The sequence below is a fragment of the Janthinobacterium sp. LM6 genome, assembly GCF_002002885.1.
In the GTDB taxonomy this organism is placed as follows: Bacteria; Pseudomonadota; Gammaproteobacteria; order Burkholderiales; family Burkholderiaceae_D; genus Janthinobacterium; species Janthinobacterium kumbetense.
On record NZ_CP019510.1, the window covers coordinates 1,233,683 to 1,260,488 of the forward strand.

The 26,806-nt window shown below is 62.7% G+C and carries 23 protein-coding genes and 1 other RNA gene; 22 read left to right on the plus strand and 2 right to left on the minus strand.

Going from position 1 to position 26,806, the window contains the following annotated elements; translation table 11 throughout:
- Window positions 1–152: 152 nt before the first annotated feature.
- Window positions 153–1,130 carry a MerR family transcriptional regulator gene (locus BZG29_RS05515; RefSeq protein ID WP_253192788.1) on the minus strand — a complete coding sequence of 326 codons (978 nt, stop codon included), beginning with the start codon at window positions 1,128–1,130 and terminating at the stop codon, window positions 153–155.
- Window positions 1,131–1,296: 166 nt separating this feature from the next.
- Between BZG29_RS05515 and BZG29_RS05520 the strand changes: the two genes are divergently transcribed.
- The 10 genes from BZG29_RS05520 to BZG29_RS05565 all read left to right on the plus strand — a co-directional run bounded on the left by BZG29_RS05520 (window position 1,297) and on the right by BZG29_RS05565 (window position 10,961).
- Window positions 1,297–2,610: an FAD-dependent oxidoreductase gene (locus tag BZG29_RS05520; protein ID WP_077399807.1), complete on the plus strand. Its 1,314-nt coding sequence runs from the start codon at window positions 1,297–1,299 to the stop codon at window positions 2,608–2,610.
- Window positions 2,600–3,397 (plus strand): DUF1365 domain-containing protein, encoded by a 798-nt coding sequence (locus BZG29_RS05525; protein WP_077399810.1) that lies wholly within the window; start codon window positions 2,600–2,602, stop codon window positions 3,395–3,397. The genes BZG29_RS05520 and BZG29_RS05525 overlap by 11 nt, the downstream gene beginning before the upstream one ends.
- 74 nt (window positions 3,398–3,471) lie before the next feature.
- Window positions 3,472–4,635 carry a cyclopropane-fatty-acyl-phospholipid synthase family protein gene (locus BZG29_RS05530; RefSeq protein ID WP_077408970.1) on the plus strand — a complete coding sequence of 388 codons (1,164 nt, stop codon included), beginning with the start codon at window positions 3,472–3,474 and terminating at the stop codon, window positions 4,633–4,635.
- Window positions 4,636–4,637: 2 nt separating this feature from the next.
- Window positions 4,638–5,186: a chalcone isomerase family protein gene (locus tag BZG29_RS05535; RefSeq protein WP_077399813.1), complete on the plus strand. Its 549-nt coding sequence runs from the start codon at window positions 4,638–4,640 to the stop codon at window positions 5,184–5,186.
- Entirely contained in the window at window positions 5,183–6,466 is a 1,284-nt protein-coding gene (locus BZG29_RS05540; protein WP_077399816.1) for an MFS transporter, read from the plus strand. Before BZG29_RS05535 ends, BZG29_RS05540 begins: the two co-directional genes overlap by 4 nt.
- Window positions 6,463–7,014, plus strand: a complete 552-nt coding sequence (locus BZG29_RS05545) for a DUF3833 domain-containing protein (RefSeq protein ID WP_150131086.1) — start codon at window positions 6,463–6,465, stop codon at window positions 7,012–7,014. Before BZG29_RS05540 ends, BZG29_RS05545 begins: the two co-directional genes overlap by 4 nt.
- A complete protein-coding gene (locus tag BZG29_RS05550) occupies window positions 7,011–7,778 on the plus strand; it encodes an SDR family NAD(P)-dependent oxidoreductase (protein ID WP_077399819.1) in 768 nt (255 codons plus the stop codon). The genes BZG29_RS05545 and BZG29_RS05550 overlap by 4 nt, the downstream gene beginning before the upstream one ends.
- Window positions 7,775–8,212 (plus strand): nuclear transport factor 2 family protein, encoded by a 438-nt coding sequence (locus BZG29_RS05555; protein ID WP_077399822.1) that lies wholly within the window; start codon window positions 7,775–7,777, stop codon window positions 8,210–8,212. Before BZG29_RS05550 ends, BZG29_RS05555 begins: the two co-directional genes overlap by 4 nt.
- A gap of 975 nt (window positions 8,213–9,187) precedes the next feature.
- A complete protein-coding gene (locus BZG29_RS05560) occupies window positions 9,188–10,267 on the plus strand; it encodes a porin (RefSeq protein ID WP_077399826.1) in 1,080 nt (359 codons plus the stop codon).
- A 151-nt stretch (window positions 10,268–10,418) separates the two neighbouring features.
- The gene (locus BZG29_RS05565; RefSeq protein ID WP_077399829.1) at window positions 10,419–10,961 is read left to right on the plus strand and encodes a hypothetical protein; all 543 of its coding nucleotides are present in this window, start codon (window positions 10,419–10,421) and stop codon (window positions 10,959–10,961) included.
- A gap of 73 nt (window positions 10,962–11,034) precedes the next feature.
- Here the strand turns inward: BZG29_RS05565 and BZG29_RS05570 are convergent, their stop codons facing one another.
- Window positions 11,035–12,738, minus strand: coding sequence for a thiamine pyrophosphate-binding protein (locus tag BZG29_RS05570; RefSeq protein ID WP_077399832.1), 1,704 nt, complete (start codon window positions 12,736–12,738; stop codon window positions 11,035–11,037).
- 198 nt (window positions 12,739–12,936) lie between these two features.
- On the opposite strand from BZG29_RS05570, the gene rnpB reads away from it, so the two are divergent.
- The 12 genes from rnpB to murC all read left to right on the plus strand — a co-directional run bounded on the left by rnpB (window position 12,937) and on the right by murC (window position 26,806).
- An RNA gene (gene rnpB / locus BZG29_RS05575) (RNase P RNA component class A) lies at window positions 12,937–13,276 on the plus strand.
- Between the two features lie 661 nt (window positions 13,277–13,937).
- A complete protein-coding gene (mraZ, locus tag BZG29_RS05580) occupies window positions 13,938–14,366 on the plus strand; it encodes a division/cell wall cluster transcriptional repressor MraZ (RefSeq protein WP_034748899.1) in 429 nt (142 codons plus the stop codon).
- A gap of 9 nt (window positions 14,367–14,375) precedes the next feature.
- Entirely contained in the window at window positions 14,376–15,353 is a 978-nt protein-coding gene (rsmH, locus tag BZG29_RS05585; protein ID WP_077399835.1) for a 16S rRNA (cytosine(1402)-N(4))-methyltransferase RsmH, read from the plus strand.
- Window positions 15,350–15,619 (plus strand): cell division protein FtsL, encoded by a 270-nt coding sequence (gene ftsL / locus BZG29_RS05590; RefSeq protein ID WP_034748894.1) that lies wholly within the window; start codon window positions 15,350–15,352, stop codon window positions 15,617–15,619. Before rsmH ends, ftsL begins: the two co-directional genes overlap by 4 nt.
- On the plus strand, window positions 15,619–17,397 hold the full coding sequence (locus tag BZG29_RS05595) for a penicillin-binding protein 2 (RefSeq protein ID WP_034748891.1): 1,779 nt from the start codon (window positions 15,619–15,621) through the stop codon (window positions 17,395–17,397). Before ftsL ends, BZG29_RS05595 begins: the two co-directional genes overlap by 1 nt.
- Before the next feature lie 8 nt (window positions 17,398–17,405).
- Window positions 17,406–18,914 carry a UDP-N-acetylmuramoyl-L-alanyl-D-glutamate--2,6-diaminopimelate ligase gene (locus BZG29_RS05600; RefSeq protein ID WP_077399839.1) on the plus strand — a complete coding sequence of 503 codons (1,509 nt, stop codon included), beginning with the start codon at window positions 17,406–17,408 and terminating at the stop codon, window positions 18,912–18,914.
- Between the two features lie 11 nt (window positions 18,915–18,925).
- Complete coding sequence (gene murF / locus BZG29_RS05605; RefSeq protein ID WP_077408972.1) at window positions 18,926–20,356, plus strand: UDP-N-acetylmuramoyl-tripeptide--D-alanyl-D-alanine ligase; 1,431 nt, start codon at window positions 18,926–18,928, stop codon at window positions 20,354–20,356.
- A 2-nt stretch (window positions 20,357–20,358) separates the two neighbouring features.
- Window positions 20,359–21,534 (plus strand): phospho-N-acetylmuramoyl-pentapeptide-transferase, encoded by a 1,176-nt coding sequence (gene mraY / locus BZG29_RS05610; protein WP_077399841.1) that lies wholly within the window; start codon window positions 20,359–20,361, stop codon window positions 21,532–21,534.
- Entirely contained in the window at window positions 21,534–23,090 is a 1,557-nt protein-coding gene (gene murD, locus BZG29_RS05615) for a UDP-N-acetylmuramoyl-L-alanine--D-glutamate ligase (protein ID WP_077399844.1), read from the plus strand. The genes mraY and murD overlap by 1 nt, the downstream gene beginning before the upstream one ends.
- Window positions 23,090–24,301 carry a putative lipid II flippase FtsW gene (ftsW, locus tag BZG29_RS05620; RefSeq protein WP_035824835.1) on the plus strand — a complete coding sequence of 404 codons (1,212 nt, stop codon included), beginning with the start codon at window positions 23,090–23,092 and terminating at the stop codon, window positions 24,299–24,301. Before murD ends, ftsW begins: the two co-directional genes overlap by 1 nt.
- The gene (gene murG / locus BZG29_RS05625; protein WP_077399847.1) at window positions 24,298–25,392 is read left to right on the plus strand and encodes an undecaprenyldiphospho-muramoylpentapeptide beta-N-acetylglucosaminyltransferase; all 1,095 of its coding nucleotides are present in this window, start codon (window positions 24,298–24,300) and stop codon (window positions 25,390–25,392) included. Before ftsW ends, murG begins: the two co-directional genes overlap by 4 nt.
- Before the next feature lie 10 nt (window positions 25,393–25,402).
- Complete coding sequence (gene murC / locus BZG29_RS05630) at window positions 25,403–26,806, plus strand: UDP-N-acetylmuramate--L-alanine ligase (protein ID WP_077399850.1); 1,404 nt, start codon at window positions 25,403–25,405, stop codon at window positions 26,804–26,806.

The window sequence follows — 26,806 nt, forward strand, 5'->3', positions numbered from 1 at the left end:
GCGGGTGCTGACCTAAGGCCCGGCGGCGCCGGACACTGTATTACGGGCTATTCTACCAGAGCGCGCCCGGCCCTTCATGCTTTACTGTTTGATTGGCAACATTGCGTGCCTATCCACGGAGATCGCCGCAGTTGCCGCGCTTTTCCGCCGGTTCAGTGGGTTTGCAGGGCGAGCGCCTGGTGGCGGCGGCGCCAGTCGGCGATGCTTTCGTCGACTTGCCGCAAGTCCAGCACGTGCAAAAAGGGTGGCGGCTGCCTGGTCAGCACGGGACTGCGTCCCCCTGCCCACAATTCCATGCTTGGCGGCAAGCTTGCATGCAGTTGCTGCAGGCTGTCGCGCGTCTGCCGTTGCTTGCTGGCGCTGGAAAACGATAGCGCGACGATGTCGGCCCGCTGCGCGCGGGCGGCCGCGACGATGTCCGTCAGCGGCGTTTCCACGCCCAGCGACATGCAATGGGCGCCGGCCGCCGCGCACAGCGCTTCGGCCATCAGCAGCCCCAGGCCGTGACGCTCTTGCGGCAAGGTGCTGAGGACGATGCGCGGCGAGCGCATGGACGGGCTGCTTGCTTGCGGCAGGGAAAAGATGGCGTGCCGCATCACCGTTTGCAAGGTTTCGCTATACAGATGCTCTTCGTATACGGCCAGTTCGCCGCACGCCCACGCTTCGCCCACCATGCCGGTGAGGGGGGCGATGACGTCGATGGTAAACGCTTTCAAGCCCAGCACGGCCAGCGCCTGGCGCAGGGCGTCGCCCAGTTCCGCCATCTGGTGGCTGCGGCACAGGGCCAGGTAGTGCTCCAGCTGGGGGGCCGGCGCTGGCGGCGTGCTGCCGGCGTTGGCCAGTTGCTGCAGTTGCGCGGTGCTGTGCTGCATGATTTTTCCCGGACGAAATCCGAGGTCCAGCAGGCGTTTGACCATGCGCAACTTTTGCACTTGCTCGGCCGGGTAGCTGCGCTCGCCAAAGGCGTCGCGCCGTGGCTGGGGGAAGTCGTAGCGGCGCTCCCACACGCGCAAGGTTTCCTTGGCCAGCCCGGTGTCGCGTTCGACATCGCTGATGCTGAAGGCGGAAGTAGATTGCAGGTCAGTATCCATACCAGGGTGGCTTTGCTCGCTTGCGGAAGAACGTGGCATGCATTTTACGCCTTCCGCCGCCCCGCACCAAATAGCTGAATCCGATTAGAAATTGCCGGCGTATAAGTTTTTGAACGGCTGAGAGTGCTCATTGACATGAATCAATATTTCATCGATTATCCCTCAAGATCGTTTTGTCCAGGACAAACTAAATACGGGTGCATTCATGAAAATTGCCGTCGTTGGAGCAGGAATCGCAGGATTGTCGTGTGCCTATCGCCTGGCGCAAGCGGGCCGGGACGTCACCTTGTACGAGGCGGGCGATTACTTTGGCGGCCACAGCCATACGGTGGATGTCACCCTCGATGGCGTCACGCATGGCGTCGACACGGGTTTTCTCGTGTTTAACCACGCCACCTACCCGCAGCTCGTGCAACTGTTTGACGAACTCGGCGTCGAGGCGGCCGACAGCGACATGTCGTTTTCCGTGAAGATGCCCTTGGGCACGGCATCCGATGCCCGCGTGCTGGAATGGGCGGGCGCCAATCTGGACACCGTGTTTGCCCAGCGCAGCAATCTGCTGCGCCCCGCCTTCCTGCGCATGCTGCGCGACATTCTGCGCTTCAACCGCCAGGCCAGCGCCCTGGCCACGGCTGCCTTGCCGGCGCCGGCCCTGTCGCTGGGAGAATTCCTCGACCTGCACGGCTACGGCGACGAATTCCGCCACTGGTATCTGTTGCCGATGGCCGCCTGCATCTGGTCGTGCCCGGCGCGCCAGATGCTGGCCTTTCCCTTGGCCACATTCATCCGTTTCTGCCACAACCATGGCTTGCTGCAAGTGAGCGACCGGCCGCAATGGCGCACGGTGCGGGGCGGCTCGCGCGTGTACGTGGAAAAATTGCTGGCGGGCATACCGCAGCAGCGCCTGGCGTGCCCCGTGCTGGCCGTGCGCCGCCAGCCGCATGGCGGCGCGCGCATGGTCGAGCTGCATACGGCCGCCGGCGTCGAGCATGTCGATCACGTCGTGCTCGCTTGCCACAGCGACCAGTCGCTGGCCCTGCTGGGAGATATCCGCGACGACGAGCGCTCCGTGCTCGAAGCCGTGCGCTACCAGCCGAACCGGGCCGTGTTGCACACGGATGCTTCCTGCCTGCCGCAACGCCGCCGTGCCTGGTCCGCCTGGAATTACCAGGGACGGCCCGCAGCGGGGGAGGGTGAAGCGCCGCAAGTGTGCGTGCATTATTTGCTGAACCAGCTGCAGCCGCTGCCGTTCACTAAGCCCGTCATCGTCTCGCTCAATCCGCTCGACGAGCCCGATCCGGCAAGCATCATCGACGCGTTTTCGTATGCCCACCCCGTGTTCGATGGCGCCGCCATTGCCGCCCAGACGCGCCTGGCCGGCTTCCAGGGCGCGCAGCACACATGGTTCGCGGGCGCCTGGACGGGCTATGGCTTCCATGAAGACGGCTTGAAGTCGGGCCTGGCCGTGGCGCAAGCCCTGCATGGCCTGGCGTCGGCGGAGCTCGGCCATGCCGCGTGATCCCACGCAGCCGCTGCGGCCGCAGCCCCAGCTGTGCCTGGGACGGGTGCGCCATGCGCGGCTGCGTCCGCGCGCGCATGCTTTTGCTTACGGCATGTTTTACCTGCGCCTGCCCCTGCGCAGCCTGGGCGCGCACGATTTTCCTGCCCGTTTGATTTCGCGCAACGGCGCCAATGTGCTGTCCTTCCGCGACAGCGACCATGGCGATGGCACGACACCGTTGCTGGACTGGATCGACGGCTTGCTGCGCCAGCATGGCGTGGTCGACGCGGGCGGCGAAATCTGGCTGCAAACCATGCCGCGCATGTTCGGCTATGTCTTCAATCCCGTCAGTTTCTGGTTTTGTCACGGGCTTGACGGCGCGCTGCGGGCCGTGCTCTGCGATGTGCGCAATACCTTTGGCGAGCGCCATCTGTACTTGCTCGAGCAGGGCGGGGCCATCGCGTATGGCAGCGAACTGGTCGCCAAGAAAATCTTTCACGTGTCGCCGTTTTGCAAGGTGGAAGGCCAGTACCGCTTCCGTTTCCTGCGCAACAACGACCAGGACGGCGAGCGCCACCTGGCCCGGGTCGATTACGACGACCTCGACGGTCCGCTGCTGCAGACGAGCTTGTCCGGCACGGCGCTGCCGCTGCGCGATGGCGCCATCGCCTGGGCCTTGCTGCGCTATCCCCTGATGACGTTCGGCGTGATGGCGCGCATCCATTGGCAAGCCTTGCGCCTGTGGCTGCGCCGCGTGCCGTTTTTCAGCAAACCCCACCCTCCACAAGAAAAGGTGTCCCGATGAGCTCCGATTCCCTGCCGACCGGCCTGCATGCGCGCAGCAGTTCCACTCCCTTGCATCGGCATGCGCACGTGGACATGCCCGCTGCCGGGCGCATGATCGTGCGCCTGCTGGAAAAATTGCAATACGGCGCGCTGCGCCTGCGCACGCCGGACGGCAGCATCTTGCTGTACGGCGATGGCAGCCATCCCGTCACCCTGGACTTGCACAACTGGCGCCTGTGCGCGGCCGTCCTGCGCTCGGGCGACATCGGCTTTGCGGAAACGTTTATCGCCGGCGACTGGCGCACGGATAATTTGCCGGGCTTGATCGAGTTGATGATACGCAACCGCGCGCACATCGATTCATTGATCTATGGCAACTGGTGGGGCAACCTGGTGTACAAGGTCCGGCATTTGCTCAACCGCAACTCGCGCGCGGGCAGCAAGAAGAATATCCATGCCCATTACGACATCGGCAACGCCTTTTATCAGCTGTGGCTGGACCCGTCGATGACGTATTCGAGCGCCCTGTTCACCGAAGGCGCCAGCCTGGAGCAGGCGCAAGGGGCGAAATACGCGCGCATCGCGGACCAGTTGCAACTGCAGCCGGGCGCACGCGTGCTGGAAATCGGCTGCGGCTGGGGCGGCTTTGCGGAAACGGCGGCGCGCGACTGCGGCGCGCACGTGACGGGTCTGACCTTGTCGACGGAACAGCTCGCCTATGCGCGCCAGCGCCTGCAGGACGCGGGCCTGGCAGGGCAGGCCGACTTGCAGCTGTGCGATTACCGCGACAGCGCGGGCCAGTACGACGCCATCGCCTCGATCGAGATGTTCGAAGCCGTGGGCCAAAGCTACTGGCCCGGCTATTTCGCGTGCGTGGCGCGCAATTTGAAGCCGGGCGGACGTGCCTGCATCCAGACCATCGTCATCGCCGACGACTTGTTCGAGCGCTACAGCAAGAGCACGGATTTTATTCAACAGTACATTTTCCCGGGCGGCATGCTGCCTTCGCCGGCCGAATTTCGCCGCGCCGCCGAGGCGCAGGGCTTGCGCGTGGAAGACGCCTGCAGCTTTGGCCTCGATTACGCGGAAACCTTGCGCCAGTGGCGCGCCAGCTTCCTGGCCCAGCGCACGGCGCTGGAAAAGCAGGGTTTCGATGGCCGTTTCCTGCTCACCTGGGAGTTTTACCTCGCATATTGCGAGGCCGCCTTCCAGGCGCACAACACGGATGTGATGCAATTTACCCTGATCAAGGAGTGATTATGCGCCAGCTGCTTGTCGCCGCTTTGCTGTCGTTGACCATGTTTGGCGCCGCGGCCGCGCCGCCGGCCTTTATCGCGGCCGACGTGCCCGAGGCCCGCCTGGCGGGCGAGGGGGAATATACGTGGTTCGGCATGCGCATTTATCGGGCGCAACTTTGGGTGGGCGCGAACGGTTACCAGGGCGCGGCGTCGGCAACGGCGCCCTTCGTGCTGGAACTGCGCTATGCCCGCTCGCTCGACGGCAAGAAGATCGCCGAAGCCAGCTATGAACAGATGCAGAAAATCGGCGCCGGCACGGAGGCACAGCGCCTGGCGTGGCTGGCCACCATGCAGCGGATCTTTCCTGACGTCAAGGAAGACCAGCGCATCGCGGGCGCCTACCGGGCCGGTATCGCGCCCGGCGTGCGCTTTTATCTCGATGGCAAGGTACTGGCCGACGTGAACGATGGCGACTTCGCGCGCGCCTTCTTCGGCATCTGGCTGTCGCCGTCGAGCACGGCGCCGAAGCTGCGCGCCGCCTTGCTGCAGAGTGCGGCGCCGCTGCCATGAACGCCGGGGCCAGCGCCATGAGCCTGCCGGCCTTGTTCAGTTATGGCCTGTTCGGCTTGCCGCTGGCCATGCTGGCGCTGCCCATCTATATATATGTGGCGCCGTTTTATGCGCAGCGCAGCAGCCTTGACCTGGCGCAAATCGGTGCAGTGCTGCTGGCGGCGCGCATCGCCGCCGCCTTCATCGACCCGGCCCTCGGCGCCTGGATGGCGCGCGGCGGGCGCAGCTATGCCGTGCTGGTCGGCGCATCGCTGCCGCTGCTGTTGCTGGGCTTTGGCGCCCTGTTCCATCCGCCGGCCATGCCGCAAGCGGCTACCCTGGCCTGGTTCCTCGCTTCCTTGCTGCTCGTTTACGCCGCCTATGGCCTGGCCGGCATCGCGCACCAGAGCTGGGGCGCGGCCTTGAGTCAGGCGCGCGCGCAGCGGGCGCGGGTGACGGCCGTGCGCGAAGGCTGCGGCTTGCTCGGCGTGATCCTGGCGGCGGGGCTGACGTCCGTGCTCGGCTATGACGGCCTGTCGCTGGCCTTTGCCGGCTGCCTGCTGGCGGCGGGTGGGCTGCTGCTGGCGCGCGCGCCGCGTCCGGTTTTGCGCCAAGGCACGGCGGCGCTGCCCGCTGGCGCCTGGCGCCTGCCATTTCGCCAGCGCGCGTTTCGCTGGCTGTTTGCCGTCCTGCTCGTCAATGGTGTGGCTGCCGCCATTCCCGCCACCCTGTTCCTGTTCTTTGCCACCGACTACTTGCGCCTGGGCCAATACGCAGGACCGTTCCTGATCGTCTACTTTTGCGCGGCGGCCGCTTCCATGCCCGTGTGGGTGGCTCTGGCGCGCCGCTTTGGCGAAGCGCGCGCCTGGGGCGGCGCCATGCTGCTGGCCGCCAGCGTGTTTGTCTGGGCGTATGGCCTGGGCGAAGGGGCCGCCTGGGGTTTTGCCGCCATCTGCCTGCTGTCGGGCCTGGCGCTGGGCGCCGACCTGGCCTTGCCGCCGGCCCTGCTGGCAGGGTTGATCGGCGCGGCCGGCCATGCCGGGCGGCACGAAGCGGCGTATTTCGGCTGGTGGAACTGGGGCGTGCAAATGAGCCTGGCGCTGGCGGCCGGCATTGCCTTGCCCCTGCTGGCCTGGCTCGGCTATGTACCGGGCAGCGGCAGCGGCGGCTTGCCGGCCCTGTCTGCCGCCTACGCCGTGCTGCCCTGTGTTTTGAAACTGCTGGCGGCGCTCATGCTGTGGCGCGCGCCGCTACAACATATATATAGTGACCATCGGGAGAATCGCGCATGCGCTTCATGACTTATTGCAAACGTTGCCTGCCGCTGGCCGCTATGCTGCTGGCGCTGGCCGCCTGTTCCACGCCGCCCACGCCGGCCATGTACGCGCAGGAATTGCCCGTACTGGATCTGCAACAGTATTTCAACGGCACGCTCGACGCCCACGGCATCTTCCAGGACCGTTCCGGCAAGGTGGTCAAGCGTTTCACCGTGGTGATGCGGGCCAGCTGGGTGGGCGAGACGGGGACCCTGGACGAGGATTTCACGTATGCGGACGGCAGCCGGCAACGGCGCGTGTGGATCTTGCGCAAGACGGCGCCCGGGCGCTTCATCGGCACGGCGCCCGACGTGATCGGGGAAGCCATCGGCGAAGTGGCGGGCAATGCGCTGCGCTGGCAATACGTGCTGGCGCTGCCCGTCGATGGCACGGTCTACCACGTCGATTTCGAGGACTGGATGTTTCTGATGGATGACAAGGTCATGCTGAACCGCGCCGCCATGAGCAAGTTCGGCTTCAGCCTGGGCGCCGTCACCTTATCGTTCAGCAAGCGTCCACAGGCGGCCCCATGAATCGCAAGATCAGCAATTGGGCCGGCAAGCGCGTGTGGATCATCGGCGCGTCCAGCGGCATCGGCGCCGCGTGCGCCACCTTGCTGCTGGAGCAGGGCGCGTGCGTGGCCTTGTCGGCCCGCCACCGCGCCAGCCTGGAACAGTTGTGCGAAGGACAGCCGCTGGCGCAGGCCTTGCCGCTCGATATCACGCAACATGCGCAAGTGCGGGCCGTCTGCGTGCAATTGCAGCAGCAGTGGACGCATATCGACCTGATACTGGTGGTCGCTGGCGGCTATCAAGCCATGCGCGCCGATAGCTTCGACCTCGAGGCGGCCCAGGGCTTGCTGGCCCTGAACGTGGGCGGCGTCTTCAATTGCCTGGAGCCGGCCTTGCCGTGGCTGTTGCGCCAGGGTAGCGGCGGCATCGGCATCGTCGGCTCGGTGGCCGGCTATGGCGGCTTGCCCAAGGCGCTCGCGTATGGCGCCAGCAAGGCGGCGCTGGTCAACCTGACGGAGTCGCTGTATCTGGATTTGCATCCGCGTGGGATTGATGTGTATCAAATCAATCCTGGATTTGTCGCTACGCCTTTGACGGCGAACAATGATTTCAGCATGCCGGCCCTGATGACGGCGCAGGACGCGGCCGCCGCCATGCTTGACGGTATAGAACGGGGGCAATTCCACATCCACTTTCCGAAACGCTTTACCAATACCATGCGCCTGGCGCGGCTGTTGCCCTACCGCGCCTACTTTTGGCTGATCCGCAAGGTGACGGGCCTATGAGCGCAACCATGGAAGGCGCGCTGGCGCGTCTGGTGGCGTTTTACGAGCACCTGAGCCTGGAGAGCCTGGCCCAGCTGGGTGCCGTGTACGCGCCAGATGCCCATTTCAAGGACCCGTTCAACGAGGTGGAAGGGCATGCCGCCATCCTGGCCATCTTCGAGCACATGTTCGTGCAAGTCGATGCACCGCGGTTTGTCGTGCTGGAAAGTCTGGGGCAGGGGGAGCAAGCGTTCCTGACGTGGGAGTTTCGCTTTCGCATGAAACGCCTGGTATCTGGCGAACAATGTATCCGTGGAGCAACACATGTGCGTTTCGACGGGCTGGGGCGGGTGGTATTGCACCGCGATTATTGGGATGCGGCGGAAGAATTGTATGAAAAACTGCCGGTGCTGGGCCCTTTCATGCGCATGCTCCGGCGCGCAAGCCGGCGCTAGGCATGTTTCTTGATGCTTTTAAGCAAAAAAAGCGAAAAAGAAAAAGTAAATTGTGGGAAATTTGGCTGGCGAAAACTTGATTTCGGTCAATGTGTCGTTTTTTTGACACAAATATGTCAAAATATTGAGAAGGCAACATTGTAAGAAATTGTTTCAACTGATGCGAAATTTACAAGCAACAGTCGTCCTCATCCGTTCCAAGCCGGTACTCCATGCGCGCGCTGGAAAACATGGAAAACATTTCTATGTGAGCAATTTAAATTACCGGAAAGTCAGTAATTATATTGATACTCTGCCTATTTTCCTGACGCGCGCGCCGACATCGAAAATCGCGCCTACGCCCCTGAATAATGCGGCAACGCACCAAAACAGGGCGTCATATTTCCCGTTTGCGGGCATCCGGCAGCAAACATTGGCGATGCCGTGTATGCTTCGTCCCGTTTATCCATTATCGCCTGACAAATTGTGCGCTTTGTCGCGTAAATCATGCAGGGCAAATGGCGGGTAAAGCATGTTGACGTTTTAATCATGCGCCTGATACTGTTGCACTAATACAACGGGTGTCGACAAGGCATGCGTTATGATGGAATGGTCAATCAGGCCAATGCATTGGTTGGCAAGGGGCACTGGCTCTGTCGCGTAGTACGGTTGGCGATGACCGGGATGCCTGAAAACGCACTCGGCCTGGTACCGGAAGTAACATGTTGGAACTTGATGGAATGTGAAACGGTCGTTATAGTGCCGCTTCCGGTGCCCTTTGAGCACCGAACCGGCGCATGAAAATACGGTCGCTCTGCAGCCTTCAAGCTTATCGGTGCAATAGCGTGCCGATACCGATATGAATTGTTCCCCTGACCGGAACAGCAATGTGGCAGGTGGAGACCTTGCCCTCACTCATAAAAAGCGCTCTGTTAGAGCGCAGCTCGAGATGCATAGGCTGTATTACTTTTTGCTTCAAAATTAAAGGAAATCGCAATGAAAAAAACTCTGATCACCCTGGCAGTTCTGGCAGCAGCCACCGGCGTAGCCCAAGCTCAATCGAGCGTTGTTATCTACGGTACCGTTGACGCTGGTTTCGTCAGCGAGCGCGGCGGCAAAGCTGGCTCCGTGAATAAACTGGACAGCGGCGTTGCTTCGGCTTCCCGTCTGGGCTTCAAAGGTACCGAAGATCTGGGCAGCGGCCTGTCGGCTCTGTTCGTTCTGGAAGCTGGTTTCGGCGTAGACAACGGCGCGCAAGGTAAAGACGAAGGCCTGTTCGGTCGTCAATCTTACGTAGGCCTGAGCAGCAAAACGAGCGGTACCCTGACCCTGGGTCGTCAATACACCCCTTGGTACAACACCCTGTCGAAAGTTGCTGATCCATTCGCAGTGGGCTACGCTGGTTCCGCCAAGAACCTGTTCCCAGCGAACACCCGCACCAGCAACACCGTGCTGTACACCTCGCCAAACTTCAACGGCTTTGACGCTGACGTGGCTTACACCTTCGGCGAAAAAGCTGAGTCGAACAAGTACGGCCGTCAAATCGGCGCGTCGGCTGGCTACTCGAACGGTCCTTTGAATGCACGTCTGGCTTACAACAACACCAGCAACGACGACGTCGGCGTTCAAGCCGCTAGCGCACGTAACTGGTTGGCTGCAGCTAACTACGACTTCGCAGTTGCTAAAGCTTACGTCGCATACGGCGCAAACAAAGGTTTGAAGAGCGCCCAGATGAATAACAAAGGCGTTGATGCTAACGGCAACAACTACTACAACTACGCTCCAGCTGCTGCTAGCACCGACAGCAACAACATCCTGGTCGGCGCAACCGTACCTGTTGGCCCAGCTGGCACCGTGATGGCTTCGTTCATCCGCACGAACGACAAAACCATCGCCAATGCTGACGCTGATCAATGGGCAGTGGGCTACTCGTACGCTCTGTCGAAGCGCACCAGCACCTACGCTTCGTACGCTAAAATCAAGAACAAAAACGGCGCATCCTACACCGTTGGTAACAACAGCAACGTTGGTTCGGGCGACAAAGCCTTCAACGTTGGCGTTCGTCACTCGTTCTAATATTCGCGCAAGCGAAGCTTAGTACCGCTGTCAGCATCCCTTCGGGGATGCTGACAAGCAAGGAAACGCGTCTCCAGGCTAGTCCTGGCGGCGCGTTTTTGCATTTGCGGCGCCAGTTATAATGGCGCCGTTACTCATGTAAAGGAATGCCATGTATCCATCCACCTCGCCGCGCCTGGCTGTCTTGCTGGCCGCGCTGCTGTTCGCTGGCGCCACGGGCGCCGCTGTCGCTGCCGTCAAGGGCAAGAAGCCGGCCGGACTGGAGCGCTATGGCGTGGCCGTCTATTCCGACCTGTGCCTGCAAAAGGATAGCGGCGAAATCGGCGGCCAGCGCGTGACCCTGCACCGTTTTGCCGAGGCCGATTCCGTCATCTATGAATTCACGGCAGGCGCCCTGAGCTGGCCCATCGTGGCCAACGACGTCAACCTGGACGCCGCCACGGGCGCCTTCGACTTCACCATCGCCGGCGCCGACAGCGAAGAGCGCACCATCGTCGGCAAGTTTTCCAAAGATGGGCAGACCCTGACCCTGGAAGGCGATTACTGCGGCGGCAACGTGCGCATGCCCATGAAACTGAGCCGCGTGCGCGATTTCGGCCGTCCCCTGAAGCATTGCACGCCGTGCCCGCCGATGCCGCAGGCGCCCGCCGAGGCGGTGCCTGCCGAGGAAAGCGCACCAGCGCCCGCCGCCTGAGCGATTGTTGCTGTGAAAAAGAAAAAGGCCCGGTATCGACCGGGCCTTTGTTATTTTCAACGCAGCAAGGGGCTTACTGGGCCGCTTGCGCCTTTTCCGCATTCGCCCGGATGGTGGCGAGCGTCGCATTCGGCGTGATCAGGTTGCCGTCGTAGCGCAGCTCGATCAGGGCCGGCAAGTTGTGCGCCTTGGCGTGCGCCAGCGCCCGCTGCAGGGCAGGGGCGAACTCTTCTGTCGTAGCCACCACTTCGCCATGCGCGCCATACGCTTGCGCCAGCGCCGCAAAATCCGGGTTGTGCAGGGTCGTGCCCGACACGCGACCCGGGTAATCGCGTTCCTGGTGCATGCGGATGGTGCCGAACATCTGGTTGTTGAAGACGATGATGACCACGCCCGCCTGGTATTGCACGGCGGTGGCCAATTCCTGGCCATTCATCATGTATTCGCCGTCGCCGGCAAAGGTGATCACGGTGCGCTCGGGGTGCACGATCTTCGCCGCCACGCCGGACGGCACGCCATAGCCCATGGCGCCATTCGTTGGCGCCAGCTGCGTGCGCATGCCGCCGTAGCGGTAAAAACGGTGCGCCCACGAGGCGTAATTGCCGGCGCCGTTCGTCAGGATGGTGTCAGCGGGGGCCCGCGCCATGATTTCTTGCGTCACTTGCCACAGGTCCAGCGGCGCCTGGCCATCCTGGAAGATGGGCGGGCGCTCCTGGTAGGCGGCCAGCTCGGCCTTCGCTTCGGCCGGCGTATGTTTCCATGCGGCAGCATCGACGGGCGCCATGGCGGCCAGCATGGCGCACACTTGCGGCATGCCGCTGTTGATCATCAGTTCGGCCTGGTAGACGCTGCCCAGCTCCTCGGCATCCGTATGGATGTGCACCAGGCGCTGGCGCGGCACGGGCGAGTCGAACAGGGTGTAGCCTCCCGTTGTCATTTCACCCAGGCGCGGGCCGATGGCGATGACCAGGTCGGCATTTTTCACGCGCGCGGCCAGTTTCGGGTTGATGCCGATGCCGACGTCGCCAATGTAGTTCGGGTGGGCATTGTCGAGCAAGTCCTGGAAGCGGAAGGCGCAGGCGACGGGCAGGTGATTGCTTTCCGCGAACTGTTGCAGGTCGGCGCACGCTTGCGGCGTCCAGGTGGTGCCACCCAGCAAGACCAGCGGCTGTTTCGCGGAGGCCAGCATGCTGCGCAGCTGCTGCAACTGGCCGTCCGATGGCGCTGCCTGCACGGGCTGGTAGGCGCGCGTGTCGGCCACCGTGGCCAGCGAAATGAGCATGTCTTCGGGCAAGGCCAGCACGACGGGTCCGGGACGCCCGCTGGTGGCCACCTGGAAGGCGCGCGCCAGGTATTCGGGGATGCGCTCGGCGCGGTCGATCTGCGCCACCCACTTGGCCATCTGGCCATACATGCGGCGGTAGTCGATTTCCTGGAATGCTTCGCGGTCGACGAAATCATTGCCCACCTGGCCGATGAACAGGATCATCGGGGTGGAATCCTGGTAGGCCGTGTGCACGCCGATCGAGGCGTTGGTGGCGCCCGGTCCGCGCGTGACGAAGCAGATGCCCGGCTTGCCCGTCAGCTTGCCGTAGGCTTCGGCCATGAAGGCGGCGCCGCCTTCCTGGCGGTTGATGATGAAGCGGATGCCCGAGTCGTGCAGGGCGTCGAGCACGTCGAGGTAGCTTTCGCCAGGCACGCCAAAGGCGGTGTCGACACCGTGGATCTGCAGGGCATCGACCAGGATCTGGCCGCCGGTACGGGATTGTTGCGTCATGTTCGGCTCTTTATATTCTAGTGGGTGGCAAAGAAGTGGGGCAAGCGGTGCGCATGCGCTTGCATGCAAGCAGCTTGCCTCATTCTATGTGAGCCGATTTGGCCCGGCTTTTGAAATGGCGACACCGAATTACACAATCCCTCGATGGCCACGCCGCGCTTTTGCAGAAACATGCTGCGGCGCGGTACAATGGCGGGTGAAGCAGGCCAGACAGTCGCTGGCCGGCGCAGCAATGCGCTGGCGGGAGGAAGGTCCGGACTCCATAGAGCGGGGTGACGGTTAACGGCCGTCCGTCGAAAGCCGCAAGGTATAAGGCGAGGAATAGGGCCACAGAGACGAGCGTATTAAGTTACGGTGAAACGCGGTAACCTCCACCTGGTGCAATTTCAAATAGGCACGCGATGATGCTGCTCGCGGAGCGTGCGGGTAGAAAGCTTGAGCGCCCGAGTAATCTGGCGCCTAGAGGAATGACTGTCATAGCGCCGACCTGCAAGGGAAGGTGCCGTAACAAAATCCGGCCTACCGGCCTGCTTCACTTGAATTCCTGTTCCCTGGTTTGCCAGGGAGCGTATCGGCCGCAGCGTTTTGCCTGCTGCGCGCCGCCCAAAAGCCCCCGCGAGGGGGCTTTTTTTGTTTCTAAAAGTATAGCACTTAAGATAAAGTTGTATATACAACTAAAAGTGAATAATTGGTTAAAGTTTCTTATCTGCAATTAATTGCTGCATTGCAAAAATAGTTTTCCTGCGTCAGACCAACCCCGGAAAACAGGGCCGATACGCGCCATGGACGATTATTTTTTGCTTTAAACCAAGTCTTACGTTGCGCTTGATTGCTGTTGCGTCTGGATGGCGAAATTATTGTCATGTGTCAACTAACTGTAAAAAATTCAATTTTTCGATTTCGTTTTTTTCGATGTTTACGGTAGGAAAACACATGTGTGCAGATGAGGTAGCACATTCACTATCTTTCATAAGTATCTAATTTATCGATATATTTTTATTTGAGACTCCTTCAACGATATGCGCTAAGTCCTTAATTTCATTAATAAAATTCCTGTTTTGCCAATCGGAAACCGCTTGACCACTATCTTTGCTTCCTCTAAAGTGGGCAACTGTGTGAAAAAGTGTGTTTTTGTGGGAAATTTTCCCTTTTCATCATGATGCGCAAGCGTCGCAACCCAAGCTCAAAAAAGGTCTTCCGTGTTTCAAGGCGCGTCCGCAATCAATCTCGATGCCAAAGGCAGGATGTCTATCCCTGCCAAGCACCGTGACGCGCTGGCGATTCAATGCGAAGGTCGCTTGACCCTGACCAAACACCCCGATGGCTGCCTGCTGTTTTTCCCCCGTCCCGTGTGGGAAAGCCACCGCCAGCAAATCGCCGCCTGGCCCATGTCGGCGCGCGCCTGGCAGCGCATCTTCCTCGGCAACGCCGTCGATGTCGAGCTGGACTCGGCCGGCCGCGTGCTGATCTCGCCTGAATTGCGCAACGCCGTCGGGCTGGCGCGCGAAGTCATGATGATCGGCATGGGCAGCCACTTTGAAATATGGGATGCCGCCAAGTTGGCCGACAAAGAACAGCAGGCGATCGATGCCGGCACCCCCGATGTACTTTCCAATTTTTCTTTCTAAGGCTCCGTAATGACACAACTCACGGTGCCGGAATTTCAGCATCGCACGGTGCTGCTCGATGAAGCGGTCGATGCGCTCGACCTGTCGGGCGACCGCGCGCACGGCATTTACGTCGACGGCACGTTTGGCCGCGGCGGCCATAGCCGCCTGATTTTGTCGCGCCTGGCCTCCGACGCGCGCCTGATCGGCTTCGACAAGGACTTGCAGGCGATCGCCACGGCCGAACAGATCGGCGACCCCCGCTTTGAAATCGTCCACGACAGCTTCGCCACCATGACGGCCAGCCTGGCCGAACGCGGCGTGCAGCAGGTGGACGGCATCCTGCTCGACCTGGGCATCTCGTCGCCGCAGGTCGACGACGCGGCGCGCGGTTTCAGCTTCCGCAACGACGGACCGCTGGACATGCGCATGGATACCACGCGCGGCATCTCCGCGGCCGAATGGCTGGCGGTGGAAACCGAGCAGAATTTAGAGAAAGTGATACGCGATTATGGGGAAGAACGGTTTGCTTTTCAGATTGCAAAGGCGATTGTTGCTGGCCGGGCAGTCCAGCCAATTTCAAGCACACGACAGCTTGCCGGCATCGTGGCAGGCGCCGTCAAGACCCGCGAGAAGGGTAAGGACCCCGCTACCCGCACCTTTCAGGCCATACGCATTTTCATTAACAAAGAGCTCGAGGATCTCGAGATCGGCCTGAACCAGGCATATGCCTGCCTGGCGCCCGGCGCGCGCATGGCCGTGATCAGTTTTCACTCGCTGGAAGACCGCATGGTCAAGCGCTTCTTCGCCTCGAAGGCGAACGTGGAGCAGCCTGACCGCCGCCTGCCGATCCGCGCGGTGGACTTGCCGCAGCCGGAAATGAAGCTGATTTCGAAGATGAAGCCGTCCGACGCCGAGATCGAGGGCAACCCCCGCTCGCGTTCGGCCGTGATGCGCGTGGCGCAGCGCCTGCCGCTGGCCGCCCCTGCAAACGGCGGCGCCCGATGACTGGCAAGCTGTGTGTCGTGCTGTCGGCCCTGCTGGTGTGCTGCGGCCTGTCGCTGGTGAACGCGCAATACCAGTCGCGCCACCTGCTGATCGACCTGGAGCGCGCGCAAGCGCTGTCGCGCCAGCTCGACATCGACTGGGCGCAACTGCAGCTGGACCAGTCCACTTTGGGCAAGCATGAACGCATCGAATCGATCGCGCGGCGCGACCTGAGCATGACGCCGCTGACGGCGGCACGGACGCAATACCTGACGGAGGGCGAATAATGAAGTTGGGCGGTAACAGCAATGGCCGGGTGGCGGCATCGAAAGGCGTGCCATTCTCGAAGAACCCCGTACTGGCGGTGCGCCTGCCCGTCTGGCGTTCGCGCGTCGTGCTGTTTCTGCTGTTCTTCGCTTTCGCCGGCCTGGGCGCGCGGGCGCTGTGGCTGCAGGGCGTGTCGACGCAGTTCCTGCAAAAGCAGGGCAAGGCGCGCTATGAGCGCACCCTGGAATTGCCAGCCACGCGCGGCAAGATCACCGATCGCAATGGCCAGGTGCTCGCTTCGTCCGTGCCCGTGAAAGCCATCTGGGCCATTCCCGACGACGTGCTGCAGGCGTCGCCCGAGAAAATCAATGCGCTGGCCGGCCTGCTGGAAATGAATGTCAACGAATTGCGCAAGAAGCTCGATTCGGACCGCAGCTTCGTTTACCTGAAACGCCAGGTCGAGATGGACGTGGCCGACAAGATTTCCAAGCTGGGCATCGACGGCATCGACGAGCGCAAGGAATATAAACGCTTTTATCCACAGGGCGAAGTAATGACCCACGTGGTGGGCTTTACCAACGTGGAAGACGTCGGCCAGGAAAGCATGGAACTGGCGCAGCAGAAAACCCTCGTCGGCACCACCGGCAGCCGCCGCGTGATCAAGGACCGCCTGGGCCACATCGTCGAAGACATCGGCTTCATCCACGAACCGCATGACGGCAAGGATCTGACCCTGTCCGTCGACAGCAAGATCCAGTACATCGCCTTCACGCAGTTGAAGGAAGCGGTGGAGAAATTCAACGCCAAGGCCGGCGGCGCCGTGGTGCTCGACGTGCACACGGGCGAAGTGCTGGCCCTGGCCAATTACCCAAGCTACGACCCGAACGACCGCCGCAAGCTCACGGGCCAGCAGCTGCGCAACCGCGTCATGACCGATACGTTTGAACCTGGTTCGACCCTGAAACCGATCACGGTCTCGCTGGCGCTCGACACGGGCCGCGTCAAGCCGGGCACCCTGATCGACACGGGCCCGGGCCGCTACACCATCGCCGACCGCACGATCACCGACACCAAGCCGCACGGCGTGATCAATGTCTCCGAAATCATCGAAATGTCGTCGAACATCGGCACCTCGAAGATCGCGCTGGGCATGCCGTCGCAGGAAATGTGGGAAATGTTTACCAAGGTGGGCTTCGGCCAGCAGCCGAAATGGGGTTTCCCCGGTGCCGTGGCCGGCCGCGTGCGTCCGTATAAATCGTGGCGCCCGGTGGAGCAGGCGACCATGAGCTACGGTAACGGTATTTCCGTCTCGCTGATCCAGCTGGCGCGCTCTTATATGATGTTCGCGCGCGACGGCGACACGATTCCCCTGTCGTTCCAGAAGGTCAATGAACTGCCCGTGGGCCAGCAAGTGATCAAGCCGAAGACGGCCGCCGAAATGCGCGCCATGCTGGAACTGGTGGTCTCCGGCGCGCACGGCTCGGCCAAGCGCGCCCAGGTCGCCGGCTACCGCGTGGGCGGCAAGACGGGTACCGCCTATAAGGTGGAAAACGGCCGCTATGCGATGCCGCGTAAATACATCGGCTCTTTCGTGGGCATGGTGCCGATGTCGGCGCCGCGCTTCATCATCGCCGTGATGATCGATGAACCGACCGGCCCGGCCCACTATGGCGGCCAGGTTGCCGCTCCCGCTTTCGCGGCGATTGCGACCAACGCGCTGCGCGCGATGAACGTACCGCCCGATTCCTCCGTCACCGAAATCGTGGTCCCGGCCAATGCCGGCCCGGAGGCCATGTGAAGTCACTCATGACCATACAAGACATCAGTTTGTGGATCAAAACGGCTGCACCGTCCGGGCAGCTGACGTCCGATTCGCGCCGCGTGCAGCGCGGCGACGTGTTTTTCGCCTACGCAGGCGCCACGCATTTCATCGAAGCGGCCATCGAGCAGGGCGCCGCCGCCATCGTGCACGACGCCGTTGAATGGAACGCCGCATGGAGCGTGCCGCACCTGCTGGTCGGCGACCTGAAACGCCTGGCCGGCCCCGTGGCGCATGCTTTTTACGACATGCCCGACAGCGCCATGTTCAGCGCCGGCGTGACGGGCACGAATGGCAAGACCTCGTGCGCGCTGTGGCTGGCGCAAGCCCTGGCGCGCCTGGGCGAAACGTCGTCCGTCATCGGCACCCTGGGCGTAGGCCTGTGCAAGCCGCGCGGCGCCATCGAATTCGACGTGACCGGCTACACCACGCCGGACGCCGTGCTGCTGGCGCGAAAACTCGCCGCCATGCGCGACGCCGGCGCCAAGGCCGTCGCCATCGAAGTGTCGTCGATCGGCCTGGACCAGGAACGCGCGGCCGGTATGCATTTCGATGTCGCCATGTTTACCAATTTGACGCGCGACCACCTCGACTACCATGGCGATATGGTGGCCTACGAGGCGGCCAAAGTCAAACTGTTCGACTGGCCCGGCCTGAAAACAGCTGTCATCAACCTGGACGACCCTATGGGCCTGCGCCTGGTCCGCCATGTGGACGGCAAGCTGGCAGGGGAATATCCCGTCATCGGCTATACCCTGCAGGATGCAGCCGCCTTGCCCGATTTGCCGGGTGTGCTGATGCTGCGCGCCAGCCAGTTCCGCAGCCGTAATGCCGGCACCGACTTCCATCTGGAATGCGCGCTGGGCGTTGCGCTCGTCAAGACGCAACTGGTGGGCCACTTCAATATCAGCAACGCGCTGGCCGTGCTGGGCGCCTTGCTGGCACATGGCACCGGCTTGCGCGCCGCCATCGACGGCATCGAATCCCTGCAGCCGGCGCCCGGCCGCATGCAGCAGGTGGGCGGTCAGGAAGCGCCGATGGTCGTCATCGATTATGCGCATACGCCTGACGCGCTGGAAAAAACTCTGACTGCCTTGCGCCAGGTGGCGCAGGAGCGGGGCGGCCAGTTGTGGTGCGTGTTCGGCTGCGGCGGCGACCGCGATCCCGGCAAGCGTCCGCAGATGGGTGCCATCGCGCAGCTGGCCGATCACGTGCTGGTCACCAGCGACAATCCGCGCAGCGAAGACCCGCACGCCATCATCGCGCAGATCGTCGCCGGCATGCGTGCCGACGGTCCGCAGCCGCAAGCCATCGAAGACCGCGCCGGGGCCATTTTGTCGGCCATCAAGCACGCGGCCAAGCCGGACGTGATCCTGTTGGCGGGCAAGGGCCATGAGCCGTACCAGGAAATCAAGGGAAAGAAACTGCCGTTCTCCGATGCCGACCATGCGCAGCTGGCCCTGTCCGCGCGCCTGACGATGATGAGGACGAATTGATGGATAGCCTGATGCACGCAAGCCTGGCTGAATTGATGCCGTCGCTGGACGGCGCACAGCTGACGGGCGACGCCGTTTTTGACGGCGTATCCACCGACAGCCGCAGCGCCCAAGCCGGTTCGCTGTTCGTCGCCCTGCGCGGCGAGAGTTTCGACGCCCACGATTTCCTCGACCAGGTGGCCGCGCGCGGCGTCGCCGCTGTGGTGGTCGAGCGCCTGCCGGCAGGCTGGGACAGCAGCAAGGTGCCGGCCATCGTGGTCGCCGATAGCCTGGCCGCGCTGGGCCGCATCGCCAATCACTGGCGCTGTCGTTTCAGTTTGCCCGTCATCGGCGTCACCGGCAGCAACGGCAAGACCACCGTCAAGGAGATGATTTCATCCATCCTGGCGGCCGCTTTTGCCGAAGAGGGCCGGCTGGCCACGCGCGGCAACCTGAATAACGAGATCGGCGTGCCCTTGACCCTGTTCCGCCTGAATGAAGCACACAAGGCGGCCGTCATCGAGATGGGCATGAACCACCCTGGCGAGATTGCCCGACTGGCGGCGATTGCCGCGCCAACCCTGGCAATGGTCAACAATGCGCAGCGCGAGCACCAGGAATTCATGCATACGGTGGAAGCGGTGGCGCGCGAGAACGGCGCCGCGCTGGCAGCCCTGACGCATGACGGCGTGGCCGTCTTCCCGCATGGCGATGAATTCACGCCCGTGTGGCGCGAACTGGCAGGCGCGCGCGCCGTCATCACTTTCGGCCTGTCGAAAGAGGCGGATGTCAGCTGCACGCACCGCGCGGCCGAGGATTTTGGCAGCGACCTGTTCGTCAGCGTGCGCGCACAGGACGGCGGCTTGCGACAGTTCTTCGTGGGCTTGCAGGCGGCAGGCGAACACAATGTGCGCAATGCGCTGGCGGCGGTGGCATGCGCCATTGGCGCTGGCATCGCGCCAGAACATATCAAGCAGGGCCTGGAGGCGTTTTCTCCCGTGAACGGTCGGCTGCAGAAAAAACGCGCCGCCAATGGCGCCACCATCATCGACGACACGTATAACGCCAATCCGGATTCGGCGCGCGCGGCCATCGATGTGCTGGCGCAGGCCGCGGCACCGCGCATCCTGGTGCTGGGCGAGATGGGTGAAGTCGGTACGCAGGGGCAGCAGTTCCACGAAGAGATCGGCGCTTACGCCGCCGCCAAAGGCATCGAACACGTGCTGGCGACGGGCGGCCTGGCGCGCCATCTGGTCAATCCGGCGCAGGCAGCCGCGAGCCAGGAATCAGGCACGGTCGTGGAGTATTTCGAACAGTTCGACGGTTTGCTGGCGGCGCTCGATGCGCATTTGTCCGGCCGTTCGGATGCAACAGTATTAATCAAGGGCTCCCGTTTCATGAAGATGGAACGGGCCGTGCAGCATTTGATTGGTTCAAACAACAATAACAAGGAAGCTCACTAATCATGCTGCTCTGGCTCGCTCATTATTTCCAGGACGACATTGGCCCATTGCGGGTCTTTAACTTCATCACGTTCCGCGCCGTCTTCGCCACCCTGACGGCGATTTTGATCGGCCTGTGCGCCGGTCCCGCCGTGATCCGCATGCTCACGCGCATGAAGGTCGGCCAGGCCGTGCGTACGGATGGCCCGCAAACGCATCTGAAAAAACACGGCACCCCCACCATGGGCGGTGTGCTGATCCTCATCGCCATCGGCATTTCCACTCTGCTGTGGGCCGACCTGTCGAACCGTTTCATCTGGCCTGTGCTGATCGTCACCCTGGGTTTTGGTGCCGTCGGCTGGGCCGACGACTACCGCAAGGTGGTGCACCAGGACCCGGAAGGCATGCGCTCGCGCGAAAAATACTTCTGGCAGTCGCTGATCGGCATCGCCGCCGCGTTTTACCTGGCGTTTTCCGTCTCCATCTCCGAGCCCAATGCCGGCCAGGTGTGGAATCTGATCTACGCCTGGGTGCAGTCGGGCTTCGCTATGGACTTGCCGCCGAAGGCCGATTTGATCGTCCCGTTCTTCAAGACCATCAGCTATCCGTTGGGCGTGTGGGGCTTCATCGCGCTGACTTATTGCGTCATCGTCGGCACTAGCAACGCCGTCAACTTCACCGATGGCCTTGACGGCCTGGCCATCATGCCGACCGTGATGGTGGGCACGGCCCTGGGCCTGTTCGCCTACCTGACGGGTAATGCCACGTATGCGCGCTACCTGTTCATCCCGCATATCCCGGGCGCCGGCGAACTGGTGATCTTCTGCGGCGCGCTGGCCGGTTCCGGCCTTGCCTTCCTTTGGTATAACACCCATCCCGCGAAAGTGTTCATGGGCGACGTGGGCGCGTTGGCACTGGGCGGCGCACTGGGCACCATCGCCGTCATCGTGCGCCAGGAAATCGTCCTGTTCATCATGGGCGGCATCTTCGTCGTTGAAACGCTGTCCGTGATCATCCAGGTCGTCTGGTTCAAGTACACCAAGAAGCGCTTTGGCGTTGGCCGTCGCGTCTTCCTGATGGCGCCATTGCATCACCATTTTGAACAAAAAGGCTGGAAGGAGACGCAGGTTGTCGTGCGTTTCTGGATCATCACCATGATGCTGGTGCTGCTCGGCCTGACCACCTTGAAGCTGCGCTGATGATGTACGACGCTAAAACCGCACTGGTACTGGGCCTCGGGGAGTCCGGCCTGGCCATGGCCCAGTGGCTGGCCCGCAGCGGTGCGACCGTGCGCGTGGCCGACACCAGGGAAACCCCGGAGCGCCTGGCCGCATTGCAGGCCGCCGTGCCGCAGGCGCAGTTCATCTCCGGCGCCTTTACGGCCGACCTGCTTGACGGCGTGGACTTTGTCGCCGTCAGCCCAGGCCTGGCGCCAGGCCGCGAACTGGCGCAGATTGCGCCGGCCGCTGCTGAGAAAAACATCCCCGTGTGGGGCGAGATCGAACTGTTCGCACAAGCTCTGGCCGCGCTCAAGGCGGAACGCGGCTATGCGCCGAAAGTCATCGCCATCACGGGCACGAATGGCAAGACGACCGTCACCAGCCTGGTAGGCTTGCTGTGCGAACGCGCCGGCCTTGCCACGCGCGTAGCCGGCAATATCAGCCCGGCCGCGCTGGACGTGCTGCGCGAAGTGCTCGATGCCGAGCCTGCGCCGCAGCCGGTGGATGTGGAAGCTGAAGTGGCGGAACCCGCCGCCAGCACTTTGCCGCAAGCGTGGATCCTGGAACTGTCCAGCTTCCAGCTGCACACAACATTCAGCCTGCAAGCCGATGCGGCCACGGTCTTGAATCTGTCGCAGGACCACCTGGACTGGCATGGCGACATGGCGGCGTATGCCGCCGACAAGGCGCGCATCTTCGGCGACCAGACCGTGCGCATATTGAACCGCGACGATGCGGCCGTGATGCACATGGCCGACCCGTTGGTCGAGACCATCACCTTCGGCACGGGCGAGCCGCTTGACGTGGACAGCTTTGGGCTGGTCAACGAACGGGGCATCTTCTGGCTGGCGCAAGCCGTGCCCAGCGAAGAAGTCATCGAGAAAAAACGCAGGAAGAACGATCCGGCGCCGGAACCGGTGCCGACGATGGCGAAAAAGCTGATGCCGGCCGACGCGCTGAAAATCCGCGGCCAGCACAATGCCGCGAATGCGCTGGCGGCGCTGGCCCTGTGCCGCGCAATCGGCCTGCCATTCGCGCCGCTGCTGCATGGCTTGCGCGAATACCAGGGCGAGCCGCACCGGGTGGAGCTGATCACTGCAGTGGGCGAGGTTGAATACTACGACGACAGCAAGGGCACGAATGTGGGCGCGACCGTGGCGGCTCTGTTTGGCTTGGGCAAGGCGTTTGGCGGCGCGGAACAGCGCCTGGTGCTGATCGCCGGCGGCGACGGCAAGGGGCAGGATTTCTCGCCGCTGGCCGAACCCGTGTCGCGCTATGTGCGCGCCGTGGTGCTGATCGGCCGCGATGCGCCTGCCTTGCGCGCGGCGCTCGAGCCGGCCGGCGTGGATATCATCGATTGCGCCACCTTGCCGGAAGCCGTCAAGCGCGCCAGCAGCCTGGCGCTGGCTGGCGATGCCGTGCTGCTGTCGCCCGCGTGCGCCAGCCTGGACATGTTCAAGAACTATGCGCACCGCGCGCAGGTGTTTGTCGACGCCGTGCGCGACATCGCCCTTGAAAACGGACAGGATATCTGATGGCTTTCCAACTGCCCTTCAGCTTTGGTTCCGGCTCGGCTGCCAAGCCGCTGGACAGCCGCGCGCGGCAGTCGAAGATGATGGACTATGACAAGCCGCTGGTATGGGTCGTCCTGCTGCTCATGTTGCTGGGCATGGTGATGGTGTATTCGGCATCGATCTCGCTGTCGGATGCGCGCAAGTTTGCCGCCTACACGAACAATTATTTTGTCGTGCGCCAGGCGCTGTTCATCGGTATTTCGATCATTGTCGGCGCGCTGGTGTTCCGCATCCCCGTCGCCACCTGGCAAAAGATGGCGCCGTGGCTGTTCATCGGCACCCTGGTGCTGCTGGTGATGGTGCTGATACCTGGCCTGGGCGTGTCGGTCAACGGCGGCCGCCGCTGGCTGAACTTGCCGGGACTGCGGCCGCAGCCGTCCGAGCTGATGAAGGTGGTGATGGTGCTGTATGCGGCCGATTACACGGTGCGCAAGCAGGAATACATGCACAAGCTGACCAAGGGCTTCATGCCGATGGCGCTGGCCGTCAGCTTCGTCGGCTTGCTGCTGCTGATGGAGCCCGATTTGGGCGCTTTTGGCGTGATCGTTTGCATCGCCATGGGCATTTTGTTTTTGGGCGGCGTCAACGCCATCTGGTTCGGCGGCATCGGCGCCATGCTGACGGCGATCTTCGTCACCATCATCGCCCTGTCGAAATTCCGCCGCGAGCGGTTTTTTGCGTATCTCGATCCGTGGCAGGAAGACAATGCGCTGAACAAGGCGTACCAACTGACGCACTCGCTGATCGCCTTTGGGCGCGGCGAACTGTTTGGCGTGGGACTGGGCGGCAGCGTGGAAAAACTGCATTACCTGCCCGAAGCCCACACGGACTTTTTGCTGGCCGTGATCGGCGAGGAGCTGGGCCTGGTGGGCGTGCTGGTCGTGATCGGCATGTTTTACTGGATTATCAAGCGGGCGTTCGACATCGGCCGCCAGGCGATCGCCATCGACCAGACCTTCGCGGGACTGACGGCGAAAGGCATCGCCATCTGGATCGGCGTGCAGACCTTCATCAACATGGGCGTGAACCTGGGCCTGCTGCCGACCAAGGGCCTGACCTTGCCCTTGATGAGTTATGGCGGCACGGGCGTACTGATTAACTGTATCGGCCTGGCGATTTTGCTGCGCATCGATTACGAAAACCGGATCCTCATGCGGGGAGGCCGGCTATGAACAACGCGACGAACTTGAAAACGACGAAAAGACTGATGATCATGGCGGCCGGCACCGGCGGCCATATTTTCCCCGGCCTGGCGATTGCGCAGACGATGCGCGCGCGCGGCTGGGAGGTGAGCTGGCTGGGCACGACCCACGGCATGGAACAGGAACTGGTGCCGAAGAGCGGCATTCCCATGGACGCCATCGCATTTTCCGGCATGCGCGGCAAGGGTCTGGCGCACACCATTCAAGGCGGCTTCAAGATGCTGGCCAGCTTCTTTGCCATCCGCCGTTTCATCGCCAGCCGCAAGCCGGACGTGGTGATGGGCATGGGCGGCTACGTCACCGTGCCGGGCGGCCTGATGGCGCGCCTGAAAGGCGTGCCGCTGGTTCTGGTCAATGCCGACGCGGCCCTGCTGTTGTCGAACAAGACGCTGGTGCCGCTGGCGCAGCAAGTGTGCTTCGGCTTTCCCGCCGATTTTGGCAGTGCCGCCGGCAAGGCCGTCGTCACGGGCAATCCCGTGCGCGCGGAAATCCTTGCCATGGCGCCGCCAGCCACGCGTTTCGCGGGCCGCAGCGGCCCGCTGCGCATCCTGGTGGTGGGCGGCAGCCTGGGCGCGAAGGCGCTGAACGACAATCTGCCTGCCGCGCTGGCGCTGATGCCGCAGGACGAACGCCCGCTGGTGACGCACCAGTCGGGCAAGAAGAATATCGACGCCTTGCATGCCGCATATGCGCAGGCGGGCGTGCAAGCCAATGTGGTCGACTTCATCGACGACATGGCCAAGGCGTATACCGAGGCCGATCTGGTGATTTGCCGTGCGGGCGCCATCACCCTGTCGGAATTGACGGCGGCCGGCGTGGCCAGTGTGCTCGTGCCGCTGGTGGCGTCGACCACCAGCCATCAGCGCGACAACGCGCAATGGATGGCAAAACAAGGCGCGGCGATTCATCTGCCGCAGACGGAAATGAGTGCGGCGTCGCTGAGCACCCTGCTGGCATCGCTGAGCCGCGATACCTGCCAGCATATGGCGCAAGCGGCACTGGCAGCAGGCAAGCGCGACGCCAATGAGGCGATCGCACACGTATTGGAAAAACTGGCATGAGGTTAGCTCTGTGAAGCATAAAGTAAACAATATCCACTTTGTCGGCATTGGCGGCAGCGGCATGAGCGGCATCGCCGAAGTGCTGGTCAACCTCGGCTACAAGGTGTCGGGCTCCGACCTGGGCAGCAATGCGGCGACGCAGCGCCTGGCGAGCCTGGGCGCGACCGTCATGCTGGGCCACGCGGCCGAGAACATCGGCGACGCCGATGCGGTGGTGACGTCGGGCGCCGTCCCGCAAGACAATCCGGAAGTGGCGGCCGCGCGCGCGCGCAAGATTCCGCTGGTGCCGCGCGCCGTGATGCTCGGTGAATTGATGCGCCTGAAGCGCGGTATCGCCATCGCCGGCACGCACGGCAAGACGACGACCACCAGCCTGGTCGCTTCCGTGCTGGCGCAGGGCGGTCTCGATCCGACTTTCGTCATCGGCGGCCGCCTGACCAGCGCCGGCGCGAACGCCAAGCTGGGCTCGGGCGACTACCTGGTAGCCGAAGCCGATGAATCGGATGCCTCGTTCCTGAACCTGACGCCGATGATCGAAGTGATCACGAATATCGACGCCGATCACATGGACACCTACGAGCACGATTTCGAAAAACTCAAGCAGGCCTTCGTGCAGTTCACGCACCGCTTGCCGTTCTATGGCCGCGCCATGCTGTGCATCGACGATCCGCACGTGCGCGCCATCATCCCGTCCGTCACCAAGCCCGTCACCACCTACGGTTTCGCGGAAGACGCGCAAGTGCGCGCCATCAACGCGCGCGCCGTGGGCCTGGAAATGCATTTCACCGTGCTGCAGGACGGCTATCCCGACCTCGACGTGGTGCTGAACCAGCCCGGCATGCACAATGTGCAGAATGCCTGCTCGGCGATCGCCATCGCGCGCGAAATCGGCATTGCCGACAGCGCCACACAGCAGGGCCTGGCCGAGTTTTCCGGCGTGGGCCGCCGCTTCACGCGCTATGGCGACGTGGCGCTGCCGAATGGCGGCAGCTTCGCGCTGGTCGACGATTTCGGCCACCATCCGGTGGAAACGGAAGTGACGCTGGCCGCCGCGCGCGCCGCCTATCCTGGCCGCCGCCTGGTGCTGGCGTTCCAGCCGCACCGCTACAGCCGCACGCGCGACCTGTTCGAGGATTTCGTCAAGGTATTGGGTGCGCCCGACGTGCTGCTCTTGTCCGAAGTGTATGCGGCGGGCGAGGCGCCTATCGTCGCCGCTGACGGCCGCGCACTGGCGCATGCGCTGCGCGCGCGCGGCAAGATCGAACCGATTTTCGTCGAGTCCATGACGGACATGGCCGACACCATCATGAGCGTGGCGCGCGACGGCGACGTCGTGCTGACCATGGGAGCCGGCTCGATCAGCGGCATCCCGCAACAACTGACAACGTATCAATCCAACACTGTAAAGGCCTGA